This is a genomic window from Devosia psychrophila (assembly GCF_000971275.1).
GTDB classification, from domain to species: domain Bacteria; phylum Pseudomonadota; class Alphaproteobacteria; order Rhizobiales; family Devosiaceae; genus Devosia; species Devosia psychrophila.
Genome location: NZ_LAPV01000093.1, coordinates 139,560 through 153,321, shown reverse-complemented (window position 1 = coordinate 153,321; position 13,762 = coordinate 139,560). Strand labels below are relative to the sequence as shown.

At 61.6% G+C, this 13,762-nt stretch carries 18 protein-coding genes and 1 pseudogene; 13 read left to right on the top strand and 6 right to left on the bottom strand.

Going from position 1 to position 13,762, the window contains the following annotated elements; all coding sequences use genetic code 11:
• Positions 1-52 precede the first annotated feature (52 nt).
• Positions 53-232: pseudogene (locus WH91_RS09430) on the bottom strand (DUF6766 family protein); the annotation flags it as partial.
• A gap of 190 nt (positions 233-422) precedes the next feature.
• On the opposite strand from WH91_RS09430, the gene WH91_RS23350 reads away from it, so the two are divergent.
• Together WH91_RS23350 and WH91_RS09425 are read left to right on the top strand one after the other, a co-directional pair.
• Positions 423-587: a DUF3606 domain-containing protein gene (locus WH91_RS23350; RefSeq protein ID WP_074797298.1), complete on the top strand. Its 165-nt coding sequence runs from the start codon at positions 423-425 to the stop codon at positions 585-587.
• Positions 588-798: 211 nt separating this feature from the next.
• On the top strand, positions 799-1,017 hold the full coding sequence (locus WH91_RS09425; RefSeq protein ID WP_046170740.1) for a hypothetical protein: 219 nt from the start codon (positions 799-801) through the stop codon (positions 1,015-1,017).
• Positions 1,018-1,249: 232 nt separating this feature from the next.
• Here WH91_RS09425 and WH91_RS09420 read toward each other — a convergent pair whose 3' ends face one another.
• Positions 1,250-1,558 (bottom strand): hypothetical protein, encoded by a 309-nt coding sequence (locus WH91_RS09420; protein ID WP_046170739.1) that lies wholly within the window; start codon positions 1,556-1,558, stop codon positions 1,250-1,252.
• Between the two features lie 75 nt (positions 1,559-1,633).
• Between WH91_RS09420 and WH91_RS09415 the strand changes: the two genes are divergently transcribed.
• Positions 1,634-1,891, top strand: a complete 258-nt coding sequence (locus tag WH91_RS09415; RefSeq protein ID WP_046170738.1) for a hypothetical protein — start codon at positions 1,634-1,636, stop codon at positions 1,889-1,891.
• Positions 1,888-2,235 carry a response regulator gene (locus WH91_RS09410; protein WP_052952709.1) on the top strand — a complete coding sequence of 116 codons (348 nt, stop codon included), beginning with the start codon at positions 1,888-1,890 and terminating at the stop codon, positions 2,233-2,235. The genes WH91_RS09415 and WH91_RS09410 overlap by 4 nt, the downstream gene beginning before the upstream one ends.
• A 17-nt stretch (positions 2,236-2,252) precedes the next feature.
• On the opposite strand, the gene WH91_RS09405 is transcribed toward WH91_RS09410, so the two are convergent.
• The gene (locus WH91_RS09405) at positions 2,253-3,254 is read right to left on the bottom strand and encodes a sensor histidine kinase (protein ID WP_046170737.1); all 1,002 of its coding nucleotides are present in this window, start codon (positions 3,252-3,254) and stop codon (positions 2,253-2,255) included.
• Positions 3,255-3,402: 148 nt separating this feature from the next.
• Positions 3,403-3,768: a response regulator gene (locus WH91_RS09400; RefSeq protein WP_046170736.1), complete on the bottom strand. Its 366-nt coding sequence runs from the start codon at positions 3,766-3,768 to the stop codon at positions 3,403-3,405.
• 183 nt (positions 3,769-3,951) lie between these two features.
• Here WH91_RS09400 and WH91_RS09395 point away from each other — a divergent pair, with 183 nt between their 5' ends.
• Positions 3,952-4,203, top strand: a complete 252-nt coding sequence (locus tag WH91_RS09395; protein ID WP_046170735.1) for a GlsB/YeaQ/YmgE family stress response membrane protein — start codon at positions 3,952-3,954, stop codon at positions 4,201-4,203.
• Between the two features lie 91 nt (positions 4,204-4,294).
• Here WH91_RS09395 and nikR read toward each other — a convergent pair whose 3' ends face one another.
• The gene (nikR, locus tag WH91_RS09390) at positions 4,295-4,741 is read right to left on the bottom strand and encodes a nickel-responsive transcriptional regulator NikR (RefSeq protein ID WP_046170734.1); all 447 of its coding nucleotides are present in this window, start codon (positions 4,739-4,741) and stop codon (positions 4,295-4,297) included.
• Positions 4,742-4,859: 118 nt separating this feature from the next.
• On the opposite strand from nikR, the gene WH91_RS09385 reads away from it, so the two are divergent.
• From WH91_RS09385 to WH91_RS09365, 5 genes are read left to right on the top strand one after another with little or no spacing between them, the layout of a single operon-like run.
• A complete protein-coding gene (locus WH91_RS09385) occupies positions 4,860-6,122 on the top strand; it encodes an ABC transporter substrate-binding protein (RefSeq protein ID WP_046170733.1) in 1,263 nt (420 codons plus the stop codon).
• 7 nt (positions 6,123-6,129) lie between these two features.
• Positions 6,130-7,116 carry an ABC transporter permease gene (locus WH91_RS09380; RefSeq protein ID WP_046170732.1) on the top strand — a complete coding sequence of 329 codons (987 nt, stop codon included), beginning with the start codon at positions 6,130-6,132 and terminating at the stop codon, positions 7,114-7,116.
• Complete coding sequence (locus WH91_RS09375) at positions 7,113-7,976, top strand: ABC transporter permease (RefSeq protein WP_046170731.1); 864 nt, start codon at positions 7,113-7,115, stop codon at positions 7,974-7,976. Before WH91_RS09380 ends, WH91_RS09375 begins: the two co-directional genes overlap by 4 nt.
• Positions 7,973-8,773: an ATP-binding cassette domain-containing protein gene (locus WH91_RS09370; RefSeq protein ID WP_046170730.1), complete on the top strand. Its 801-nt coding sequence runs from the start codon at positions 7,973-7,975 to the stop codon at positions 8,771-8,773. The genes WH91_RS09375 and WH91_RS09370 overlap by 4 nt, the downstream gene beginning before the upstream one ends.
• On the top strand, positions 8,766-9,368 hold the full coding sequence (locus WH91_RS09365) for an ABC transporter ATP-binding protein (RefSeq protein ID WP_046170729.1): 603 nt from the start codon (positions 8,766-8,768) through the stop codon (positions 9,366-9,368). The genes WH91_RS09370 and WH91_RS09365 overlap by 8 nt, the downstream gene beginning before the upstream one ends.
• A gap of 6 nt (positions 9,369-9,374) precedes the next feature.
• Here the strand turns inward: WH91_RS09365 and WH91_RS09360 are convergent, their stop codons facing one another.
• The gene (locus WH91_RS09360; RefSeq protein WP_046170728.1) at positions 9,375-10,046 is read right to left on the bottom strand and encodes a spermidine synthase family protein; all 672 of its coding nucleotides are present in this window, start codon (positions 10,044-10,046) and stop codon (positions 9,375-9,377) included.
• 247 nt (positions 10,047-10,293) lie between these two features.
• Here WH91_RS09360 and WH91_RS09355 point away from each other — a divergent pair, with 247 nt between their 5' ends.
• From WH91_RS09355 to WH91_RS09345, 3 genes are all read left to right on the top strand, one after another.
• On the top strand, positions 10,294-12,156 hold the full coding sequence (locus WH91_RS09355; RefSeq protein ID WP_244542319.1) for a putative bifunctional diguanylate cyclase/phosphodiesterase: 1,863 nt from the start codon (positions 10,294-10,296) through the stop codon (positions 12,154-12,156).
• Between the two features lie 169 nt (positions 12,157-12,325).
• Positions 12,326-13,270 carry a Bug family tripartite tricarboxylate transporter substrate binding protein gene (locus WH91_RS09350; RefSeq protein WP_046170727.1) on the top strand — a complete coding sequence of 315 codons (945 nt, stop codon included), beginning with the start codon at positions 12,326-12,328 and terminating at the stop codon, positions 13,268-13,270.
• Positions 13,267-13,752, top strand: coding sequence for a tripartite tricarboxylate transporter TctB family protein (locus WH91_RS09345; RefSeq protein WP_046170726.1), 486 nt, complete (start codon positions 13,267-13,269; stop codon positions 13,750-13,752). Before WH91_RS09350 ends, WH91_RS09345 begins: the two co-directional genes overlap by 4 nt.
• The last annotated feature ends 10 nt before the right edge of the window (positions 13,753-13,762 follow it).

The following is a 13,762-nucleotide window of genomic DNA, read 5'->3' as shown; positions in this document are numbered from 1 at the left end:
ATGGCTACGCGAAATCATTTGGGAGGTATGACGCAACATAGGAAAACTCGGGTTAGTGACCAGTGTCTGAGTGGGGAGCCGCCACCGGCGCGGATTCAGGCGAGCCCTGGTGTCGAACGATGGACAGCACTTCGATGACCGCTGTCGATACGAACTCGGACTGCCAATTTTGGAAGGGTTCGAACCACAGCCGCGCTTGGCCCCGATATTCGATCCTGCTGGGAGTGGGCTGAAACACGGCCACCAAAGCAAGGATCAGCTCATTGCCGCGAGAGAAGCGCTTGATCGCACCCATAACCATCCTCCCAGGCCAGACCCCTGCTGAATGTTCGGTGCGCTAAAGCGTTCCGCCTGACCGAAGCCGACGGTGAACCTTCGCGCCCGCTCAGCGTTGGGCTTAACGACAACCAGAGGGAAAACCCATGTCGAACACCAAGCAGGATCGCTCGAAAGTGGCCGGTGGACAGGACCACGAAGTCAAATACGAGGCTGGCAAAACTGGTGCGACCAAATCCGACGTGAAAGACGCACTGAAGTCCGCCGGCAGCAGCCGCAGTGCCGTTGAAAAGAAGCTGACTTCGAAATGAGCCGCGAGAGCCACGATGGTCTGCCGACAGGTGAGCAGCGCGGTGTCCGCAATGACGTTGCCGACCCCCACCCCTCGGCCGAAGAGGACTATGACAAGATCCCGCGTCCTGGCGGAGTAAAGCCCCGCAAAGGACCTGACATCGGGCCAAACTCCTACACCCATAACTTCACGGCGCCGCCGCGCCCAAAAAACAGGGGATCGGGTCCACAATGATGACCGTTCACATCGACGATGAGCTTCTCGATGGCCTTGAGCAGTTCATCGATGATCGAAACGAGCCGCCGCGTGGCAAGATGACCCACGAAGATGCGATCAACGTTGTCGTCCGGGACTGGCTGATGGGACAGGGGTATGTGCCCCTGCCAAACGACCCGGATAGCATCACACCCGCACTAACGGCGGCTCGGGTACCAAAACATGAGCTCTGAAGGCGACGCGCTGGACGATACGCGCAATGACGGATTGCCCGCAAAGCTGCAGCACGCCAATCGCCCGGTCCGCGCTTCCATCCGCTTGACCTGGCGAAGCGCGCGTTTCCAGGTTGACGCCGAAATCACGCCGGTCGGTTTGCTAGCCATCGGCGGGATGGTCGGGGCCATTCTCCTGACCGTAATGCCAGTGGCGGGGCCGCGCGCGGATCAAAACGATCCAGATAGCCGCCTACAGTTGATCGTTATGCGGACCCTTACTTTGGCCGACCATGCGCGCAAGCTCGCTAAACGATGGCACGCCCGCGCCATCTGCCATGTTATTGGCCAGCCTCAACAAGCGAATCGGGAATACGATCGCGTCGCGGTTAGACGGTGACAAATCCTCCGCCACCCTGTCGTCACCCATTGCGGTCTGTTCCGAAACAGCCAGCACCCGGTCTAGCTCCGCCGTTGAAAACAGCCCCTTGGCGACTAGCGCCTGGTTAATGCCAGCCATGACCATAACCAAGCCTTCAAGCTGAAGATTTGCGGTGTTCATTTCGAGTCTCTCCCGTTTCAGTTTAGGGAACGACTGCCGATCGATACCGTTGCCTTGAGAGAGGAGTGCTGAACCATGACGACACCCAATGATCTCAGTGACAAGGCATTGGCGGTGTTCGCCTTTGCTGCGTACCACCAGCTTGAGAGTGGCGACCTCGTTTCCAGTCTTGTCTCAAATGACAAAAGCGGTCACAAGGCCGATCCAGCCGCCGTCGCTGAATTGGTTGGCGCAGACCTCGCAACCCAGCACGAAGACCGGCTGCGCCTCACCGACGCGGGGCAGCTTATGCTCTCGCAGATCATCGACCGAATTCGGGGGTCTTGGGCATGACCGGCTCAAAAATACTCATCGTCGAGGACGAAGCCGACCACGGTGTCGAGCTCAAGCGCATTCTTGAGCGTAACGGCCACAAGGTTCTTGGACCGGCACCAGACTGCTCCAGTGCGCTCGAAATCCTCTGGCGTGAACGCCCCGATTTCGCCTTCGTCGATACTCACCTTGGTTCGGAAACCTGCGAAGCGGTGCTGGAGGAATGCGAGAAGCAGGACGTACCCGTCATCATCACCACATCGATGAACTTGGGCACGCCCGGTTTCATCGGCACCCGCTCCAGCATCGGAAAGCCGCTAGCGGAAGATGAAGTGAACACGGCCGTTCTTCGCCTGTCGGCATAACTTGAAGTAAATCGGTATCAGGCTGACAGGCGGGCCGGGTCTATTTTCAGGGAAACCACAATTCCTTCTTCAAACCATTCCGTTGATATCGAACCACCCAACTGCCCGGATACGCCACGGTTCAGTAGCTTGCTGCCGTAGCCTTCCCCCTGGCCCTGAACATCGACAGCGGGGCCGCCGCGTTCAGTCCAGGTTATGCAGACCAAATCTTCGTCAGCGACGCCCGATATATCCAAAGTGCCTTTTTCGGCAGACAACGCACCATATTTCAGCGAATTGGTCGCCAGTTCATGGACCACTAACGCGAGGGTGGTTGCGGCCTGTTCGCCGACCCCCATTCTCGGTACAGCGACGCGAATGCGCCCGCTGAATGCTGCGGTGTCGTCGTAAGGGGCCAACAGGACACTGATCAGGTCTCCGAGCAATGCAGCGCGTCCCTGGTGACCAGGCAAGGGGCGCACCACGTCATGAGCTCGGCCCAGTGCCGCCAGACGCGCCGTCAATTCCTCGGCCATTTCCTTTGCTGTCGTGGTGGAGCGGGACGTAAGGTTGGTCAGCCCAGCTGCAATCGCCAGTAAATTTTTGACCCGGTGGCTCATTTCGCCAGCCAGGAGTTCATGGCCTTCTTCAGCCTGTTTGCGTCCGGTTACATCAAGAAATACCCCGGCCATCCGGCCATTATATAATCCCTCATCACTGCCAACACCCCGGGCCGAGACCCATCGAACCTCGTCACCGAGCAGGATGCGGAAGTCGATCTCATAGGCGCCGACGAGCGCGCGCGTCGCATTGAAGGCTTCTCGAACACGATCTCTGTCTGCGGGATGGATCTTCGCCGACAAATCTTCAAAGTTTACGGTTGGGGTGGGCTCGATGCCCCACAGAGCAAAGCCATGCTGGTCCATGGAAAAAGCGTCGCTTTCGACGTTCCAGGACCAAAGTGAGACTCCGGCGGCATGTAAGGCCCGGCGAAGGTGGTTGGGTTCCCAAAGTGGGTGGGAGGCGTCGGGGAGGGGCATGGGTCATCCTGATAGGCGCGGCAACTTGCACTGTCCCCCTGACAAAGCGCGCTGTACCCCTTGTATGCCAATAGATCGATCCTGATGCTACCTGCTTTGCGTCCCTATTTCACCTGGTTAAAATTGTCTTGCCCTTGTCACCCGCCAGTCAGATTTCCAGCAGCTCGCGCATTGAGGCAGTCACGGCATGGTGGTTGTACGGCTTGCTGAAAAATACGCTGCCGTTCGGCATGTCGGTAGTCTCCACGGCCCGGTGACCTGAGGTCACGATGATCTTTACCGGTGGCCAGCGGTGGCGAACCGCTGCCGCGAGCTTAAGTCCGTCCATCGAGCCCGGCATGTCTATGTCCGTATATAGCAAACGGATGTCGGGGTGAGCCGCTAACAGCTCGATGGCGACGTCGGCATTGTGGGCTTGGTATATCGTAAAGCCCTCGGCCTCTAGCTGGTCAGCGATGTCCAGCATGATTAGGGCTTCGTCTTCGACGACGAGGACTGAAATACCGCGGGTCATATGCGTCGCTCCTTGGTGATCGATTGCGACACTGCCGCGATAATCTACGGATGGCACTATCGATCCCACCAATGCCATATGCAGACAAAAGCACTGCTGGGTGGTTAAATAGGTTGGATGGAACCCGGGGAACCCGGCGGGTTTCTGCAACGTTGATCCGGCACTTACATCATGGAGAGCGTCATGGGCATTATCTGGACAATCATAATCGGTTTCATCGCTGGCATCATCGCCAAATTCATCATGCCTGGCGGTAATGAGCCATCTGGCTTCATCCTGACCACCATCCTGGGCATTGTTGGCGCTTTTGTTGCCTCTTATCTTGGCCAGGCACTCGGCTGGTACGCACCTGGCGAAGGCGCCGGGCTGATTGGCGCCGTTGTCGGTGCAGTCATCGTACTGTTCGTTTGGGGCCTCGTTGCCCGTCGTCGCTAATCCGCTTTGAACGCAGGGTGCCAAGTCACCCAAGCCTGCAGCTAATCTAACCCGGCTTCCTTGGAAGTCGGGTTTTTGTTGCCGCCCTGGCCTAGTGCTCGTGGCTATGGGGAAAAGCGGAGTTTGCGGGCGCCAACTCCGTGGTTGGCACCAGATGCAGGCTACCGTGGCGAACGCACCGCTCTGAAATCACATGGTCGGCGAAATGCTGCACCACGCCCATCGGCCCCTTGAGAATGCCCACTTCGAGACAACTTTCGGCGTCGAGATGCACATGCAGGCTGGCAATGGTCAGGTCGTGGTGCGTATGGAATGTCGAAGTCAGCCGCTTGGCCAGGTCGCGCGCCGCGTGGTTATAGACATAGCTCAGCACCCCGACGCAATTCTGGTCCGATCCAGTCTCCTGCGCCGCCTGCTTGAGGCCGGCACGCGCCAGGTCGCGGATGGCTTCGGAACGGTTCTGGTAGCCGCGAATGGCGATCAGCGCATCCAGTTCGTCCATCAGGTCATCGTCAAGCGTTACGGTTACACGCTGCATGCACAGCTCCAGTATGATGTTTCGGGCTGGACATCATACTTTCCGATGCCTAGTCTTATCTTGGGTCAGGAGCCCTGACCTAAACGCGATGGTGCAATCGTGACATGGGGCTGGATTCATGAGCAAGGCAATTCGCCGTGCTGCCGTTGTCGCCATTTTGGCCGCCATGCTCACGAGCGTTACGGCTTTCGCCGCCCCGAAACCCGATCTGGTGCTGGCTATCGGCGGCGAGCCAGACACCGGCTATGACCCCCTTCTAGGCTGGGGCCGTTATGGCCATCCGCTATTTCAGTCGACCCTGTTGACCCGCGATGCCGACTTCGTTGCCCAGCCCGATCTTGCGACAGCATGGACTCTGTCCGACGATCGCCTGATCTGGACGATCAAGCTGCGCACCGATGCCAAATTCTCGGATGGCACGGCGCTCACTGCTGCCGACGTGGCCTTCACCTTCACTGAAGGCGCCAAGGCAGGCGGTGCGCTCGACCTGACGGTGCTGGACAGCGCCACTGCCGTAGATAACGCCACGATCCAGATCAAACTCAAGCAACCCTGGATCACCTTCACCGAGAATTTCTTCGCGCTGGGCATCGTCCCGGCTGCTAGTTACGGCGAAGGCTATGCCCGCAACCCCATAGGCTCGGGACCATACAAGCTGGTCGCCTGGACCCAGGGTGAACAACTGATCGTCGAGGTAAACCCGAACTATTACGGAGCTAAAGCCGCCTTCGAAAAAATCACCTTCCTTTTCACTGACGAGGATACCAGCCTCGCCGCCGCCCAGGCGGGACAGGTCGACATGGTGGCCGTGCCTGCCGCGGGCTGGGTCACCGGCTCCGATGGCATCCGCATCAAAAACGGCATTCGCGCGGCCTTCCCCATCAACTATCCGGCCTCGGACTCCACCCGCCAGGCCCTCGCAGCGACGCTAGCCGAACTGCTCAAACCACTAGGCATCCAAGCCACGGCTGCGGGCAAGAGCTGGGACGACATCGACCGCGTCATGCATTCCGAGCCCGTGATGTTCGGCTGGGGCAGCCACACTCCGCTCGAAGTCTACAGCCTCTATGACACCGCGCTGGGCGGCGTCGACTATTACAACGCCGGTTACTTTTCCAACGCTGCCGTCGATGCCCATTTCGCCGCCGCACAAGCTGCCGAAAGCCTCGAAGCCTCCTATCCTGATTGGCAACTTGCTGAGTGGGACGGCACTACGGGTTTCGGCCCCGAGGGCGATGCGGGCTGGGCCTGGTTGGTCAATCTCGATCACATCTACTACGTCAATCGGTGCCTCGATATCGGCCCCACCCAAACCGAGCCACACGGTCACGGCTGGCCGATCACCGCCTTGATCCAGAACTGGAAATGGACCTGCGAATAGCCACGCCATGACCAACTGGACCACATTGATCGCAGTGAGCGTAGTGCGGCTGGCCCTGGTGCTGGTCGCGGTAGCCGTGGTCGCTTTCGCGCTGGCGAAACTATCGCCGGTCGATCCGGTCAATGCCTATCTTGGCGCCGATATCGCCCGGGTCGGTCCAGAACAACGCGAACTGATCGCCGAAAAATGGGGTCTCGACCTGCCGCCACAGGTTCAGTTCGGCAAATGGTTGGGCAACCTCCTCGGCGGCGACCTCGGGTATTCCATGACCTACAACGCGCCCGTCGCCGATGTGCTGGCCGCGCGCTTCAAGACCTCCCTGCCGCTGATGGGACTGGCCTGGTTGCTCTCCGGCATATTCGGCTTTGCCCTCGGTGTGGTGGCAGGTGCCTTTCCCGGCACCTGGCTTGATCGCTCGGTGCGGCTCTATTCCTACGTGCTGGCCTCCGCGCCCACATTCTGGATCGCCATCCTGCTGCTGATGGTGTTCTCGGTCAGCCTGCGCTGGACCCCTGTCTGCTGCGCCGCCCCAATCGGCATGCTGCCGGGCAACGTGACGACGCTGCAGTTCCTTCACCACATGATCCTGCCGCTGATCGCCCTCACCGTGCTCGGCGTCGCCCAGATCGCCTTGCACACCCGCGCCAAGCTGGTCGAAATCATGCAGTCCGACTACGCGCTCTACGCCAGGGCGCAGGGCGCGTCCCAGCTGGAAATCGCGCTCCTTCACGGCGCCCGCAATGCGGCACTGCCGGCCATCACCGTCCTTTTCGCCTCGCTCGGCGAGCTGTTCGGCGGCTCGGTTCTGGCCGAACAGGTCTTCGCCTATCCCGGCCTAGGCAGCGCCACGGTCGAGGCCGGCACGCGCGGCGACGTACCGCTGCTGCTGGCGCTGGCGCTGTTCCTCACCGTCTTCGTCTTCATCGGCAATTCCATCGCCGATCTGCTCTACCGCGTTGTCGATCCGCGCATGCACGGGGAGCCGGCCCGATGAGCCAGGCCATCGATATTCCGGCGGCAGCATCGCGCAACCGCTGGCCCAACAATAGAACGCTGACCATACTCTCAGCGTTGGTCGGCGCGCTGATTATTGCCGGCGTGGTTCTGGCCTCCATCCTGCTCGGCGGCTTCGGTATTGACGCTGACTTCACCACGCGCCTCGCGCCGCCATCCCTCGCGCATTGGTTCGGCACCGACCAGCTCGGCCACGACATGATGGCCCGCACCATTCACGGCCTTAATGTCAGTCTCTGGGTCGGGCTCGTCGCCGCCTCGATATCCGTGGTCATCGCCACGCTGCTCGCCATCTTCGCCATCACCTGCGGCCGCTGGGCTGACGCGCTAGTAGCGTTCCTGGTCGATGCCGCCATGGGCCTGCCGCATCTGGTCCTGCTGATCCTGATTTCCTTCGCCCTGGGCGGCGGCACCACAGCGGTCATCATTGCAGTCGCCGTCACCCACTGGCCGCGCCTGACGCGCATCCTGCGCGCCGAGACCCTCCAGCTCCGCCATGCCGATTTCATCATCGCCTCGCGCCGCATGGGCAAGTCATGGGCTTATATCGGCCGCCATCACTTCCTGCCCCATCTCTGGCCACAACTGCTGGTCGGCCTCGTCCTGCTGTTTCCCCACGCCATCCTGCATGAGGCAGGCCTCACTTTCATCGGCTTTGGCCTCGAACCCTCAAAGCCCGCCATCGGCGTGCTGCTGTCGGATTCCATGCGCTACCTGGTGGCCGGAAAATGGTGGCTGGGCCTGTTCCCCGGCCTCTGCCTGTTGACACTCGTGCTGTGCTTCGACGCCATCGGCAATGGTCTTCGCCTACTGGCCGACCCGCGACAGGAGCAGGTATGATGCTGCTTTCGGTGCAAGACTTCTCGGTTGGTTTCCGGCGCTATGATGGCCTGCTGCACCAGCGCATTGTACTGGCGCTGCAAGGCCTGAGCTTTGGTCTCGACCGCGGCGAGGTTCTAGCAATTGTTGGCGCATCCGGCGCCGGAAAGAGCCTGCTGGCCCATGCCCTCTTCGACATTCTGCCACCCAACGCCATCACTGCGGGCCAACTCCTGCTCGATGGAGTAAAACTCGAGCGCAGCAACTGGCCGGCCCATCGCGGCCGCCGCATCGGCCTTGTCCCACAATCCGCCAGCCACCTCGATCCCCTGACCCGCTGTGCCAAGCAACTCGCCTGGGCCGCGCGGCGCAGCGGTCGCAAGGTCGGCAAGGCTGCGCTGAACCAAACACTAGCCCGCTTCGGCCTTGATGCCTCCACCGCCCACGCCTTTCCCCACCAGCTGTCCGGCGGCATGGCCCGTCGCCTGATGCTGGCCATCGCCACTATCGGCCAGCCCGACCTGATCGTAGCCGACGAGCCAACCAGCGGCCTCGATCCCAGCAATGCAATCGCGGTCCTCACGCACCTCCGCCAGCTTGCCGATGCAGGCAACGGCGTCCTCCTGATCACCCACGATCTCGCCCAGGCTCTGCCCTTCGCCAATCGCGTCGCCATCCTGCAGCACGGCAAGCTAGTCGATGTTGAGCCGGCATCAGCCTTCTCCGGAAACGGCGCTGCCCTGCAGTCCGCTTACGCCCGCGCCCTCTGGCACTCCATGCCGGAAAACCACTTCAGCGCGGATCCCGCCCATGCTTGAAGCCCGCGACATCCACTTTGCCTATCGCCAGCAAGCGCCAGTTCTGTCCGGTGTCTCCCTCTCACTGGCGCCGAGCCAGATCATCGGCCTTGCCGGGCGCTCCGGCAGCGGAAAATCCACGCTCGGCCGCATCATGGCCGGCTATCTCCAGCCGGGCAGGGGCGTCGTAGCCATCGACGGCGCCACCACCACCAGCGGCCGGTCCTCCGTCCAATATCTCCACCAATCATCTATTTTTGCGGTGGACCCCCGCTGGCGCATCGGCCGCATCGTCGAAGAAGACTGGCAGCCCGACGAAGCCACCCGCAAAGCCCTCGGCGTCTCCCGCGCCTGGTATGACCGCTACCCGCACGAAATCTCGGGCGGCGAGCTGCAACGGGTCACGCTACTCCGGGCCCTCTCACCCCAGACCCGCTACCTCATCGCCGACGAGATCACCGCCATGCTCGATCCCATCACCCAGGCCGAAATCTGGCGCTTCCTGCTGACCCGCTGCGCGGTCGGCCTCGGCATTCTCGCCATCAGCCACGACGCGCCCCTGCTGGCGCGCATAGCGCCACAACGCCATACCCTGTCGAGTGGCCAACTGCGCTAAGCGGCTCTACCGCCGCGTCGCGAACCAGATCGTGTGCCGCGCACCGCCACGCTTGCCATTGGCCCGTACGGTAATTTCTTCGGTCTGCATTCCCGATTGATTGAGCCGCTTGGTGAACGGCGCATCGCGAGCCGAGGACCACACCGCCAGGTGTCCGCCCATAGCCAGCGCCAGCTTGGCCGTCGAAATGCCAGACGCAGTGTAGAGCCGGTCATTGCTCGGCCGCGACAGCCCTTCCGGGCCATTATCGACATCGAGCAGGATCGCGTCATACGGCTTGCCGTCGGTGATCGCCGCGCCGACATCGCCTTCATAAAGTGTCACGCGCGGGTCATCGAGGCTGGTGCCATGCAGGAATGCCAGCGGCCCCCGCGCCCAGGCGATGATCTCGGGCACCAGCTCAGCCACGATGATCCGGCTGTCGGCCGGAAAGCTCGCCAGCGCCGCTCGCAGGGTAAACCCCATGCCAAGCCCGCCGATCAGTACCTTGGGGCTCTTGCGCATGCCGACGCGTTCGGCCGACAGCGTCGCCAACGCCTCTTCCGAGCCGCTCAGCCGGCTGTTCATCAACCCGTTGCCGCCCGCCATGATCGAGAATTCCGTGCCGCGCTGCATCAACTGCAGTTCGCCGCCGCCGCCGGGCACCACGGCGCGATCCAGTTTAATCCATGGCAGCATGCCGGTCTCCTTGCCCTTGGGCGCTCCAGTTTCCGCTTACGGTTTCTGCCCCGATATGTCGCCTGCAAAATGCGTCGCGCGGGACAACGGCCTTTCCCTACGGCGGCTGCCACGCATTAAAACCTGTGCCCTGAAGCAGTTGGTCTTACTTAATTCTTCCTGATCTTCGCCTGCGCAATTCCCGTCACCGTCGGAACCGCCGCTTCATTGGCTCTTGTTAGAGTGCATCCGGGTTGAGGTTGAATTGATGGTCACCGATAGCGCTCTGCTGCTGCGACTGCAGACGGAAGTTTTGGAAGCGGTCGCTCGTGGCGAGCCGCTGGTGTCGGTTGCCGATCTGCTGTGCCGCCGTGCGCAGGAGCTGGCTTCCGACGCGATCTGCTCCATTTTGATGGTCGATGCGGAGAGCCGCCTGCGTCCGCTTGCAGCGCCATCTCTCCCGCTGTCCTTTTCCAGCGCCATCGATGGCGTGGCCATCGGCGACAAGGTTGGCTCCTGCGGCACCGCGGCGTTTCGTAACGAGGCGGTCATGGTCACCGATATTGCCACTGACCCACTATGGGACGGTTTCCGCAGTCTGGCCGAACCGCTTGGCCTCCGCGCCTGCTGGTCCAGCCCCATCCGCAACAGCGCCAATCAGGTCGTGGCGACGTTCGCCTTCTACTACCGCACCGCCCGTGGGCCCGATGATCTCGAGCGCAGCATCGTCGAGACCTGCGTGCATCTCTGCTCCATCGCCATCGACAACGAGATCGTCCGCGAGCGTAGTCATCGCCTGGCCTATTATGATGCGCTGACCGGCCTGCCCAATCGCGGTCGCTTCAACGAATTGCTGGGTCGCGCCATCCGCCTGCAGGTGCCCTTTGGCCTGATGTTGGTCGATATTGATCATCTCAAGCTGGTCAACGACACCGTCGGCCACGCCTTTGGCGACATGCTGATCCGCACGGTGGCCGAGCGATTGGCCAACTGCCACCCCTCGCTGACCGCCTGCCGCCTCGGCGGCGACGAGTTTGCCATCCTGGTGTCCGATTGCCATTCCGACCACGCCCTGCGGGACGCAGCGAACCGCATGCTCAATGCGGTGAGCGGTCTAATCCAGATGGACGACCAGACCATCGACCCCCACATCACCATTGGTGGCGCACTTTTCGGTCCTGATGGCGACGACGAAGCCTCTCTCAGCCAGAACGCCGATTTTGCGCTCTATCATGCCAAGGAAATCCGTCGCGGCGGCTATGTCCGCTTCACGCCCGGCATGCGCACGGCAATGATGGAGCGCGCCACGATGGTGCGTAATGTCGATCAGGCCCTCGCCGACAGGCGGATGCTGGTGCACTACCAGCCCATCGTCCGACTCGACACTGCAGAGATCGTCGGCCTCGAAGCCCTGGCGCGGATGCGCATGCCCGATGGCCGCATCGCCGCAGCCGGCGAATTCCACGCCGCGCTGGCCGATCCGCGCATTGCCTGGCAGTTGACAGGCCAGATGCTGACGCAGATCGCGGCGGACATCCGACAGTGGCTCGACCTGAGCATTCCCTTCCAGCATGTCGGCATCAATGTCACTACCGGCGATTTCCAGCGCGGCGATCTCGAATCGCGAATCGTCGAGACGTTTGAAAGGACCAACGTTCCGCTCAAGCACCTCATCCTCGAGGTCAACGAGTCGGTCTACATGGCCGGCAGCGACCAGATGGTGCCCAAGGCGGTCAGTGACTTGCGCCAGCGCGGCCTACTTGTCGCGCTCGATGACTTCGGCACCGGCTTTGCCTCATTGACCCATCTGCTGAGCTTCCCCGTCGATGTCATCAAAATCGACAAGTCCTTCATCGATCGCCTCGGCGCCGATCGCGCCAGCGACGTCGTGGTTGGCTCCATCATCGATATTGCCAGGAAGCTCGACATCAAGCTGGTGGCCGAAGGCATAGAATCGGCGTCGCAAGCCAGCATCCTCTCTGAACTCGGTTGCAGCATGGGGCAGGGCTATCTGTTCGCGCGTCCGGGATCGTTTGCCGACACCACGCATCTGCTATCGATGTTTTCCCAGCGCATTGCCCCCAACCCCGCGCCCGACGCCAATGGCGACCAGCTCCGTCGCATGGACTGATTGTCTGCCCCGTTGCAATTGGCGGCCTGCAGGAGCAATCTGGCTGGCATTATTCAGTCGAACCCGATTACGCGGCCCATCTGCCTTGCTGACAGGACGGTGACAGGGACGAAGCCTATTGTCCGTGTCACGAACGCAGAGACGTTCCGAATATGACATGGGAGGACTTATGAACAAGCTGCTTTTGGCTGCGCTGATTTCGAGCGCTATTGCTGTTCCCGCTTTTGCTGCCGACTACACCATCATGGCCCCCGCTGCCCCCGGCGGCGGTTGGGACCAGACTGCCCGCTCGATGCAGGAAGCCCTCCAGGCTGAAGGCATTTCGGGCAATGTACAGGTTACCAACGTTCCTGGCGCCGGTGGCACTATTGGCCTCGCCCAGTTCGTCAACCAGTTCAATGCCAATCCCAATGCGCTGATCGTCGGTGGCTATGTGATGGTCGGCGCCGTGCTGACCAATGCTTCGCCCGTTTCGCTGGCCAACGTGACCCCGATCGCCCGTCTCACCGGCGAATCTGACGTCATCGTCGTGCCGGCCGCTTCCGAACTCAAGACTGTCGATGATCTGATTGCCAAGCTGAAGGCTGATCCCGGCTCGGTTTCCTGGGCTGGCGGTTCGGCTGGCGGCGTCGATCACATCGCGGCTGGCCTGTTTGCCAAGACCGTCGGCGTCGATCCAACCACCGTCAACTATATCGCTTTCTCCGGCGGCGGCGAAGCGCTTGCAGCCGTGCTTGGTGGTCAGGTGACCGTCGGCATTTCAGGCCTCGGTGAATTCGATGCCCAGATCAAGTCGGGCGACCTGCGCGCTCTGGCAACGACCGGCTCGGCCCGCCTCGAAGGTTCGGAGATTCCGACCCTGGGCGAAGCGGGTGTTGATCTCGTCGTCGAGAACTGGCGCATGGTTGCGGCAGCACCCGGCATCACCGACGAGCAGAAGACTGCTATTGGCGCCGATATCGAAAAGCTGGTGAGCTCGGCGACCTGGAAGCAGACGCTGGCAACCAAGGGCTGGCAGGACATGTATCTCGGCGGCACCGATTTCGACGCGCAGCTCGCGGCCGATACCGAGGCGACCTCCGCCATTCTGAAAGAAATCGGCTTGGTGCAATGAGCCTAGGCGAACCCAATCTCTCGCGTCGCCCCGATGGGGCGGCGCTTTTTATAGCGCTGGTGCTGGCGGTGATTGCCGCTGTCATCATCTGGCAGACCTCGATGATGCGGGTGCCGCCGATCCAGGCTAAGGTTGGCCCGCAGGTATTCCCCTATGTGATCGCCGGCGGCCTGGTCCTGTTGTCGATCGGCACTGCGCTCTCGGCCTGGCGTGGCCAGTTCCCGGCGCGTGAAAAAGACAATTACGGTCCAATGCTGTGGATCATCGGGGGGCTGGTAGCGCAGATGCTGCTGCTCGGCTGGGCGGGTTTCTCCATCGGCACGGCTATTCTCTTCGCCTTCACGGCCAAGGCCTTCGGTCGTGGCCCGCTGTGGCAGACCATTCCCATCGGCTTCGTGCTGGCCTTTGTCATCTGGTTCATCTTCTCGCGCGGCCTGCAGCTCGCCCTGCCCATGGGCCCCCTCGAGCGGCTCATTCCCTGATCGAAAGACG

What these genes read in the sequence shown, in the direction of transcription:
- WH91_RS23350 (WP_074797298.1), top strand. Translation starts at nt 423, where the DNA reads ATGTCGAACACCAAGCAGGATCGCTCGAAAGTGGCCGGTGGACAGGAC.
- WH91_RS09425 (WP_046170740.1), top strand. Translation starts at nt 799, where the DNA reads ATGATGACCGTTCACATCGACGATGAGCTTCTCGATGGCCTTGAGCAG.
- WH91_RS09420 (WP_046170739.1), bottom strand. Translation starts at nt 1,558, where the DNA reads ATGAACACCGCAAATCTTCAGCTTGAAGGCTTGGTTATGGTCATGGCT.
- WH91_RS09415 (WP_046170738.1), top strand. Translation starts at nt 1,634, where the DNA reads ATGACGACACCCAATGATCTCAGTGACAAGGCATTGGCGGTGTTCGCC.
- WH91_RS09410 (WP_052952709.1), top strand. Translation starts at nt 1,888, where the DNA reads ATGACCGGCTCAAAAATACTCATCGTCGAGGACGAAGCCGACCACGGT.
- WH91_RS09405 (WP_046170737.1), bottom strand. Translation starts at nt 3,254, where the DNA reads ATGCCCCTCCCCGACGCCTCCCACCCACTTTGGGAACCCAACCACCTT.
- WH91_RS09400 (WP_046170736.1), bottom strand. Translation starts at nt 3,768, where the DNA reads ATGACCCGCGGTATTTCAGTCCTCGTCGTCGAAGACGAAGCCCTAATC.
- WH91_RS09395 (WP_046170735.1), top strand. Translation starts at nt 3,952, where the DNA reads ATGGGCATTATCTGGACAATCATAATCGGTTTCATCGCTGGCATCATC.
- nikR (WP_046170734.1), bottom strand. Translation starts at nt 4,741, where the DNA reads ATGCAGCGTGTAACCGTAACGCTTGACGATGACCTGATGGACGAACTG.
- WH91_RS09385 (WP_046170733.1), top strand. Translation starts at nt 4,860, where the DNA reads ATGAGCAAGGCAATTCGCCGTGCTGCCGTTGTCGCCATTTTGGCCGCC.
- WH91_RS09380 (WP_046170732.1), top strand. Translation starts at nt 6,130, where the DNA reads ATGACCAACTGGACCACATTGATCGCAGTGAGCGTAGTGCGGCTGGCC.
- WH91_RS09375 (WP_046170731.1), top strand. Translation starts at nt 7,113, where the DNA reads ATGAGCCAGGCCATCGATATTCCGGCGGCAGCATCGCGCAACCGCTGG.
- WH91_RS09370 (WP_046170730.1), top strand. Translation starts at nt 7,973, where the DNA reads ATGATGCTGCTTTCGGTGCAAGACTTCTCGGTTGGTTTCCGGCGCTAT.
- WH91_RS09365 (WP_046170729.1), top strand. Translation starts at nt 8,766, where the DNA reads ATGCTTGAAGCCCGCGACATCCACTTTGCCTATCGCCAGCAAGCGCCA.
- WH91_RS09360 (WP_046170728.1), bottom strand. Translation starts at nt 10,046, where the DNA reads ATGCTGCCATGGATTAAACTGGATCGCGCCGTGGTGCCCGGCGGCGGC.
- WH91_RS09355 (WP_244542319.1), top strand. Translation starts at nt 10,294, where the DNA reads ATGGTCACCGATAGCGCTCTGCTGCTGCGACTGCAGACGGAAGTTTTG.
- WH91_RS09350 (WP_046170727.1), top strand. Translation starts at nt 12,326, where the DNA reads ATGAACAAGCTGCTTTTGGCTGCGCTGATTTCGAGCGCTATTGCTGTT.
- WH91_RS09345 (WP_046170726.1), top strand. Translation starts at nt 13,267, where the DNA reads ATGAGCCTAGGCGAACCCAATCTCTCGCGTCGCCCCGATGGGGCGGCG.